5 protein-coding genes are annotated in these 9,356 nt (G+C 67.9%); 1 reads left to right on the forward strand and 4 read right to left on the reverse strand.

Features of this window, described 5'->3' with window-relative positions:
• Together ACWEK3_RS41420 and ACWEK3_RS41425 are read right to left on the reverse strand one after the other, a co-directional pair.
• Nucleotides 1-161: helix-turn-helix domain-containing protein (locus ACWEK3_RS41420; RefSeq protein WP_453252171.1), on the reverse strand; the 161-nt coding region annotated here is incomplete at its 3' end.
• 790 nt (nucleotides 162-951) lie between these two features.
• Nucleotides 952-5,517: a carboxypeptidase regulatory-like domain-containing protein gene (locus ACWEK3_RS41425; protein WP_453252168.1), complete on the reverse strand. Its 4,566-nt coding sequence runs from the start codon at nucleotides 5,515-5,517 to the stop codon at nucleotides 952-954.
• A gap of 1,121 nt (nucleotides 5,518-6,638) precedes the next feature.
• On the opposite strand from ACWEK3_RS41425, the gene ACWEK3_RS41430 reads away from it, so the two are divergent.
• On the forward strand, nucleotides 6,639-8,063 hold the full coding sequence (locus tag ACWEK3_RS41430; protein WP_453252169.1) for a serine/threonine-protein kinase: 1,425 nt from the start codon (nucleotides 6,639-6,641) through the stop codon (nucleotides 8,061-8,063).
• Here ACWEK3_RS41430 and ACWEK3_RS41435 read toward each other — a convergent pair.
• Both ACWEK3_RS41435 and ACWEK3_RS41440 read right to left on the reverse strand, forming a co-directional pair.
• Nucleotides 8,060-8,410: a hypothetical protein gene (locus ACWEK3_RS41435; protein ID WP_453252170.1), complete on the reverse strand. Its 351-nt coding sequence runs from the start codon at nucleotides 8,408-8,410 to the stop codon at nucleotides 8,060-8,062. The genes ACWEK3_RS41430 and ACWEK3_RS41435 overlap by 4 nt on opposite strands.
• A 375-nt stretch (nucleotides 8,411-8,785) precedes the next feature.
• Entirely contained in the window at nucleotides 8,786-9,205 is a 420-nt protein-coding gene (locus tag ACWEK3_RS41440; protein WP_453252172.1) for a hypothetical protein, read from the reverse strand.
• Between the last annotated feature and the right edge of the window lie 151 nt (nucleotides 9,206-9,356).

Below are 9,356 nucleotides of genomic sequence, written 5' to 3' on the forward strand. Positions count from 1 at the left end.
TAGTTGACCCGCTCCTGCCGCGCCCACGCCTCGGTACGGGCCGCGAGCGCCATGTTGTAGACCTTGCGCACACAGCCGAACGTGCGCGACAGCTCAGCCGCCTGCGCATCGGTCGGATAGAAACGGTACTTGAACGCCCGCTTCACCTGAATGGCCGTCATACCTCACAAACTATCAAATCAGCCCGTGGCGATCTGCTGGAATCCGGGCGGTGGACAACGAACCACCCAGCGGCGATTCGCCACTCCCTGCCCTGCTCCGCAGGAGTCCGATTCCTCCCCAGCCTGAAAGCAGGGGTTTCCTCAGAGGTACCTCGATGATGGTCGACTGCGCCGCACCTGCGACCACAGTCAGGACCGTCGTTGCATCGTCCGGCTCTGGCGGGTCGCCTTCCTCTAGGTCGCACGCATTCACCGAATTGCCGTGCCAACGGCCGTCGGACATCGCCACGTAGACCTGACCCCTGCCGATTACGCTCGGGGGAAAAGGCTGGCAGGGCGGGTCAACCATCAGTATCAGTGCTTCTGGCTCGGCCGGTCTGGGCTCCGGGAGGTGCTGCTGGTCATGACCAGGACCGATGCTGGAATTCGAGAAGTAGTTCACCGGGGCATCGTCTCAGTCACCCCGTCTTTCAACGTTGACGGAGGGTGAAATCGAATCAGGCCTGCGGCCAGCGGGGGTGTGTGGGTTCCGGCCCGAGGAGGTCGATCAGGCGGAGTTGGATGCCGCGGGTGATGGCGATGACGGGTGGGTCGGTGGCGCCGCCGACCCGTAGTCCCGATCAGTGCGGCGACGTGCCTGTTGTCCAGCACGACGATGGGGGTGACGGCCAGGCGGCAGTGATCAGGTGGGCGCTGGAGGGGAAGGGTGGGTGGTCGCCGGGGAGCGTCCGGCCGTGGCACACGGGCCGGTCCCGAGGGACCGGCCCGTGTGGTCTTCACGCGGACAGGGTCACGAGCTCTTCTTCAGCGTGAAGTTGCCGATCGTCGTCTCTCCCTTCTTGAGCTTCACCGTGGTGGTCACCGGCTTGTAGTCGTCCTTTGTCACGATCACGGTGACCGGGTTGAGGCGGGTGTCGAACCACAGGGCGTAGGTGCCGTCCTTGGCCGTCCGCAGGGTGTAGCTCGACGTCGCGGCGTTGATCTGGACGGTCGCTCCGGCCAGCGGAGCGGTGCCGCCCTTGCCGTCCTCGCCGAGCACGGTGCCGGTGTACTTGCCCCAGTCCTTGGGCGGTTGCACGGTCATCGTCACGTCGATCGGTGCCACGGGCGGGGTGTCCGACTTGATGCCGAGCTGGGCGGTGTACTTGCCGGGCTGCTGCACGCCCGCCGCCGTGGAGGCCTCGAACGTCACGTTCACCGTGATGCTCTGCCCGGGCTGCAGCGTCGCCGAGGTCGGGGACACGGACAGCCACGGCACGTCGGTGACAGTGGCGCACTGGTCGAAACCGGGCAGCAGTTCGCTGTCCGGCGTCGGGGTGAAGCCGCCGGTCGAGCCACCGACCTTGACGAACCCGCACGCCGCACCCGCCCGGTAGCGGGCGAAGTTGGCGTTGGGCAGCGCCGACCAGGTGTTGGCCGCCGGGTCGTACGCCCAGCCCTGGTTGGTGACCGTGGTGGAGTTGTTGATGACACCGGTGGAGACCAACAGCAGGCCGTTCGCGCTGTCCGCGGCCACCCCCCAGAAGTCGACCGGCAGGTCGGCCATCTGGGTCCAGGCGTTCGCGCCCGGGTTGTAGGCGTACGTGCTCTTCAGCGTCGTCGACCCGTTGCCGCCGGCGCAGTAGAGCGTGCCGTCGATCCCGCCGCAGCCCTGCCACGCGACCGCGACCGGGTACGCGGCGACCGTGGTGAACGTGTCGGCCCCCGGGTTGTATCGGACGGTCACATTGGACTTGTTGCAGGTTCCGTCCACGCAGCCGCCGACCAGGTAGATCTGGCCGTCGACCACCCCGATGCCGGGCGCGGCCCGCGGGGCCGGGTTGGCGCTGGCCCGGGTCTCCCACGCGTTGGTACTGGGGTCGTAGGCGTAGACCTTCGCCGATGTGTTGCCCGACGGGTCCCAGCCTCCGAAGACGTAGAGCTTGCCGTCGACGAACGTTGCTGCCGGCTTCTCCAGGGCCGCCGGCATGTCGGCGATCTTCGTCCAGGTGTTCGCCGGCGGGTCGTACACGTAGCTGTTGGCGAGGTTGGCGGCGCCGTCGGTTCCGCCGACCGAGTACACCTTTCCGTCGTATGCGGCCACGGCGTTGTCCATGACCTTGATGGGGTAGTTGGCCGTGTTGATCCACGGCGGTGCGTACGGCGACGGCTCCAGGACGTCACCGGGCTGGCTGTCGCCCCGCCAGGCGGGCGATACGCCGCCCCCCTTGACCCGGAGGTTCTGCAGGCGCGCGCCATGCGTACCGAGGATGTCGGAGTTGCCGGCCCGTTCGGACAGCTCGAACGTGGCTGGTGCGGTGCCGTCGTTGCGGATTGTCGCCGTCGCCGTCTTGGTCTGGCCCAGCGTCAGGCTGCCCTCAACCGATGACGGGGTGATGGTCAGCCGGCCCGCCTTGAGTGCGAAGTCCGCCCGCGTGGCCTGGTCAGCCGCCACATCTACCGTGGATGTGACCGATTTGTACTGTGTTTTCGCCCCGGTGAACGGGTGGTTTCCGGTCAGGGTCGAGAACATCCAGTAGAAGCCGTCGCCGAGCTTGGTGTCGTCCGGAGTCGGCCCGGTCACCGCCTTCTCCGCCGGCTTGTCCTCACTGGTCACTGTCGCATCGTTGACCCCGGCGCTGGTGTTGCCGTCCAGCACCCGGCCGACCACCAGACCACCCGGGATCGGGTCGCAGGACCGGTTGACGATCGACACGTTGTCCAGCTCCCACCACCATGCGTAGGTGGCCTGGTAGTGGAACCGGATCCGCACGTCGGACTTCCCGGCCGCCTGCGGCACCGGGATCTCCTCCAGCACAGGACCACGCCGGCTGGTGCTGGTCCAGTGCGACACGTTCTTCCAGGTCGTGCCGTCGTCAACGCTCACGTCGACGTCGGCGAACCCGCCGAGTGCCCGGTAGTCGGTGTTGAACCGCAGTACCGGTGCCGGTACGGCGGACAGGTCCATCGCCGGGGTGATCAGCGCGGTGTCCATCGGCTTGCCGGAACCGGCGTTGTCGCTGTCCGCGATCGCGTACTTGCCGCTGCCACCGGTGAGGTTGCCCCGGTTCTTCGGGTCGGAGAAGTTCCAGCCGCCGTTGGGGGTGGTGTTCTCCACGCTCCAGCCGGCCGGAGTGTCCCCGGACTCGAACTGCTCGGTGACGACCGGTTCGCTGTAGCCGGTCTTGTACCCGGTGGCGTCGCAGGAGGTCTCGACCGCCAGGTCGAAGTTCCGCACCAGGTTGCTGTCACTGACGGTGACTTGTGCCGTGCCTTGCTGGTAAGACGGGTACATCGACTTGACCGTCAGGCCGTACGCGGCCCCCTGCGGCAGATCGACGCTGTACGCGCCGGTCGCCGGGTCGGTGAAGACCGGGCCGCCTGGCTTGCCGGCCACGTCGATGCGCGCGTAGAGCGGCCAGCCATGCCCGGAGCCGTCCTTCACCACGCCGCTGACCTTGCGCAGCGGAACCGGGTCGAGCGCGAAGCTCGCCGTCACCGCGCCACCGTCCGGCACGGTCACCGTCTCTGTCTTCGACGCGTAGCCGAATGCCGAAGCGGTCACCTCGTGCTGACCAGCCGGCAGGGTCAGCTTGTACTCGCCCTGGTCGTCGGTGATGGTGCCGCTACCGCCGACGCGTACGGTCGCACCAGCGATCGCTCCGCCGCCGGACTTGGTGACCTTGCCGGTCACCTCACCCCGCGGGCCGTTCACGCAGTTGGGGAACTTCATCGCACCGATGCGGGTCTGCCAGTTGGCGGAGCTGGTCTGGGACAGGTACTCGGAGGTGAACCAGAAGGTGCAGCCGTCCGCCGGGTCCACCGACATCGAGCTGTAGTCGCCCCAGCGGGACGCCGAGTGGGTCTGTGCGCCGGTCCCGGCGATCAGGGTCCGCTCGCTCTGCCCCAGTTCGCCCAGCGGGTCACCGGAGAGTCGCCCGGCCATCCGGATCGACGGGAAGGACGTGCTGCCCGATGACGAGTAGCCGATGGCCATGTTGCCGCTGACGTCCATGGCCGCGCTGCCCATCCACCGGTGCTCGCCGTCCGGCGCATAGGTGCCCTGCTGATGGATGGCCCAATTGGTGGGCGAGTTGCTGCGCAGTTCGTACCACCGTACGCCGGCGTGGTCGCCGCCGACATCCACGGTGTGGTTGAGCACCATGGAGGCGTGGTCGCCGAAGTTGCGGTAGGCCGCCCGGAACATCATCCGGTCGGAGATCGCGTCCAGCCGCGCCGAGGTGTCCTTCTGCGGAATGCAGGACCGGGCGCCGTTGCACATGTTCGAGTCGAACGGTGCGGTCTCCAGGAACCGGTTCGGGGCCAGGTTGTTGCCGAAGGTGGAGTTCGCCGGGTTGGTCCAGTCGACGTGGAAGTCCCACATCAGCAGCCGGTCGGTGGGCGAGGTGCCCCACGCGTCGTCGTCGAACATGACGAACGGGTTGGGTGCCCCGGCCGGCGGCGCCTGACCCTCTGCGTCTGCGGGCAGCAGGCCGCCGAAGTCCGGACCGAGGTGGTAGTACACCATCCGGGCCGGCTGGCCGGCGAGCATCTTCTCCCGTTCGAAGGCCACCGCTCCGGCGCCGACAAAGGACGGCGCGAACTCGTTGGTGGTCATGTAGTAGGCGTCCGGCCAGATCCCGTACTTCGGGTAGTCGTTCATCCGGGTCTGGTGGTAGAGGAAGTCGTACCGGTAGAAGGCCCCGGTCGGGTCCGGGGTCTGCGAGATCGCCATGCACTGGTGGTTGCCGGCGGATCCGCCCGGCAGGGCGAACTGGGTGATCATCCAACGATCGGCGGTCTCGTCGTAGAGGACCACCGGGTCGCCGTCGTTCCTGGTCTCGCACGGTCCGCCGAAGCCGGCGAAGACCGCATTGCCCGGTAGTGGCCCGAGCAGTTTGTTGCCGCTCTTGTCGAACACGGCGTAGTGCAGGTTGACCATCTGGACGTAGTGGTTGGGGCCGACATCGCCGTTGGTGTCCGGCGGAAGCACCCCGTCGACGTTGCCGACGCCCTCGAAGTTGGCCTTGAACTCGGGTACCTGGCTGGCGGTGAAGCCACGCTGGACCTTGCTGCTGCCCTCCTTCGCGGACGGGTTGACGGCGGCGCGCTCCAGTGAACGGGCCGGCTGTGCGGAGGGCTTGGTGCTGCTGCGCTTGGTGCCGCCAGGCTTCGCGGAGATGTCACGCAGCTTTGGGGAGAGGTCGTGTTGCAGTGCATCGCGTACGTCCGCCTTCGCGGCCGGCTTGGCTGCGGGTGCGGCGGGCGCCGTGTCGTCGGGCTTCGCCGTGGCTGGTAGGCCACCGACGAGCAGGGCCAACATGGCCAGGACTGCCACCAGTCCCGCTCGTAGCGTTCTTCGTCGTGTACGTCGCATGGGACATTTCCTCCTTGCCGAGGCAAACCAGGGATGTCTCAGACCACGTGGGGGGTTTGGGTTACTGGGGTTCGTATTCGTCGTCCGGGCTGGTCCCGGATGACGTGTCCGCAACAGTAAAGAGAACGTAACGTCTGCTGAGTAGAGTGATTTCCGGACATGCGTGGAGCCAGAGCGCGGCCTCATCTGCCTCAGTCGTTGACGGCCGCCACGCGGTGAGGGCGAGCCTGGCCCGCATCAGCCGGCACGGAATCGATCACCATGTCGCCGGCCTGCTCAGGGACCACGGTGACGATCAGATGCGGTGTGGTGCGAGCCGCCAGGGCGTCGACAAGGTCCTCTTCGGTATCGACGAGGCGCTGCTCACGCTCGGCGGCTGCGGTGAACCGTGCCCTGTAGGCGGTGGCGACGTCGGTTTCGGTCAGCCACTCGGTTCTGCCGCCGCCGCGCCTGGGGTAGCGCAGAACGTCTTTGGACGGCCTGCTCGCAGCAGCTGTCCAGTTCGTCGAGCCGTCGGCCGAACAAGCCCTTGATTCTGCCCAGTTGCGTCACCATGCGCAGACCTGGCTTTGTTCACGAGAGCCAGTTCTGGCACAACTTCTGTGGAGCCGGCTCTCGTGGCGACCTGCCGACGATGGGACAGCTGAGTCCTCACAGGTCAGCGGTGCCTGGAAGGGGCCGGTGAAGGCAGCCCATGCGGGAGGTACGGCTTCGGCCTCATGAACTGGCCCGGATGCGAGACCAGGGCCGACCTGCGAGAGCTGATGATGGTTGCGTGGCTTGAGCGCCAGGTCGGCGTGAGCGAGCGCTCTGCGGCCGAGTTCGCCCGGCGTGTCCAGTCCGCGAAGGCACCGCACGGGCGCCCGGATGCAGGAGTCCGCGCTCTTGGCACGTGAACAAGGCGTCACTCTCTGTGCTTGCTTCGTCGAACTGGTGGGCGGGGGTTCTGATAGCCTGCTGCGATCTTGGAAATGGGACCCCCGTCGGTGTGCGCCGGCGGTCCGGCTGCCGCACGGTCGCTGACCTTGACGGGGCGGTATCTCGTCGCGAGCGAGAAGAACCCTGGCGCTCACCGGCCTGGCAGGGTTCGGTCCTGGCAGTCCACATGGAGGGCGTTCGGCGTGCTGTTGGCGGCTCGGTACCAGCTCGAGGAGCTCCTCGGCCGAGGGGGGATGGGGGAGGTCTGGCGCGCGCGAGACGAGGTCCTTGGCCGTCCGGTCGCGGTCAAGCTGCTCCTGGCCGGCGGCATCGACCCGTCGGCCGCAGCCCGCTTCCGGCAGGAGGCGCAGACGACCGCTCGCCTGAACCACCCTAACATCGTCGCCATTTACGACTTCGGCCAGGCCGACGATCGTCTGTACCTGGTCATGGAAATGGTCCAGGGGTGCAGCCTGGCCGACCGGCTGGCCTCGGCGGGGGCGCTCACGCCCCGCGAGGTGGCCGCCATCGGGGGCCAGACCGCCTCAGGCCTGGCCGCCGCACACCGGCAGAACGTCATCCACCGCGACATCAAGCCCGGCAACCTTCTGATTGCCCCCGACGGCACGGTCAAGGTGGTGGACTTCGGTATCGCCCGCCTCGCCGACAACACGGCGGCCGGGCTCACCAGTGCCGGCATGATCGTGGGAACTGTCTCCTACCTCGCTCCGGAACGAGCCCTCGGAACCGACGCCGGCCCGGCCGCCGACATGTACGCGCTCGGCTGCGTCCTGTACGAGCTCCTTGTGGGGCACCCGCCCTTCCGCGCGGACACCCCGACCGCACTGCTCTACCAGCACGTCCAGGAGCTGCCCGCACCGCCGCGCAGTATGGGGGCAGAGCTTCCGGTGGAGCTCGAACAACTCGTCCTGGCGCTGCTCGCCAAGGAACCGGAAGCGCGCCCCGGTGCCGAACAGGTCGCGGACTGGCTGTCCGCTGCGGGAAGGTCGAGCGCGGCCGCGACGGCGCAGCCCACACCACCGCCGCCCTCACGACCGGCCGCCGCGGTGGGACGCACGGCCGTGCTGCCGGCTCCTGTCACACGACGATCCCGCAGGCGTGGCTCCCGCTCGCGCACGGCAGCGATCTCGGGACTCGCAGCGGCCGCCCTCGCGACCGTGGGATACCTCCTCTTCCAGCCGGACTCCGCTGCCGACTCCCCTTCCGCGACCCAGGGAGCAACGTCGTCAACCACCGCCCCTGCCTCCTCGTCGCCTTCTGCTTCGCCCTCGCCAAGCCCGTCCGCTGCCGTCGACACTCCCGCAGCGTTGTCGAACGACCCGGGGGTGCTGCTCGCCCAGGTGTCTCAGGAACTGAGCACTGCCGTCGGCGAAGGTCGGCTCGCCCCGCACCTCGCCGACGATCTGGAACACAAGGTCTCCCAAGCCCAGGACAAGCTGGCTGAGGGTGGACGGAAAGGGAAGGACAAGACCAAGGACGTACGCAAACGGGTCCGCGACATCCAGCACGAACTCGCCGAGGCCGAGGAGCACCAGGAGTTCACCAGTACCCCTGAGTTCGACCGGCTCCTCGATCACCTCGCGTCCCTGGTCGGGGAAACCGACTAGGCGATCAGGTCTGGGCGCGGCCCGAACGCTCTGCCGCACCGGTGCTGGAGATCGGCCAGCGGGCGGCGTCCTCGATCGTCCGCCGTGTGCGGGCGGCCCTGTCGGGGTCTCGGTGTCCGGTCCAGCCGCAATCTGCGCGGTCGAAGACCTCCACCATGTTGCACCCCGGCTTCGTCGTCGAGGTTGAGGACGAAGTCGGCGTTGTAGGCCACCGCCGACTTCGTCAGCGTCGCGGTCTTGGCCCACGCCCTGACCGGGCCTGCGACTTGCTCAAGCAGCACCTGCGCGGCGATGCGGTCACCGACATCCGCGGCGGTGACCATCACTCCCAGCAGCAGGCCGGGCATCGAGCATCGCCCGGTGACAGTACACCTCCGGCCGGCCACCCCGACCGCGCGTCCAGACCGGCATCGGCAGCAGCGGCCGGATGGCCGCCCACTCCGCGTCCGACATGTCCGTCGGGTAGCGCGGCCGCAGACACCCGTTGTCAGCAGCGTTTCCCAACCGGTGAGCCAGGCAGTCACACTCCAGGGCGACGGAACTGGACGGGCCGGCCATCGACACGGAACACTGCGGCGTCAGGGGTTCCTGATGTTGCTCGGTGATTCGGCACCAACGAGCTGTTCAGGAGGCCCCACCCGCATGCGTCAAGCGCCCCGCGACCACGCGAACGGGAGTGCCGTTCGACGCACCTCTCTCAAGGTCGGAAAGACACCAACAACTCAGCGCGTGCCTGTCGTCGCAGTGCTGTAGGCGTACAGGGCGACGACGCCGACCGCACAGGCGAGGATCGTCCAGGAGGCGAGACTCATCCGTTTCCTTTTCCGCCCGGGCCGTTTCGGCTCCTCGGACTGCTCGGTCCGGCCGGGAGCCGCCGGGGCGGGCGGTGCGGCGTCGGCGGCGGTCTCGGCGAGCAGGCGGCGGCAGGCCGTGGCGAGCTCGCCGGTGCCGGTACAGAGCGGGACGACAGTCTCCGAACGCGCCGGAGCGGTGGTGCCGCCGTCGAGGATACGGCCCGCACGGAGCAGGATTTCGTCCTTGCGACCCGAGGGGGCGAGACTGATCCAACGCTGCACATGCTCTCCCCGGATGACCACACCCCCGGCCCGCTCCCGGTACACGGTGTGCTGACGCCAGAGCATGTCTGCCAACTGCGCTGCGATGTCTCTCAGTTGGGCGCTCAAGGACCGTCCTCTCGGCTTGATTTTTATCCCCGCTGCTGTTTCAGGCGGACGTGTTCGGTGAGGGTTTCGGCTCGTTTCACGGTCTTCCCAGGTTCGTGCCGTGGTGCTG

The organism is Streptomyces sp. NPDC004721, from assembly GCF_053601495.1.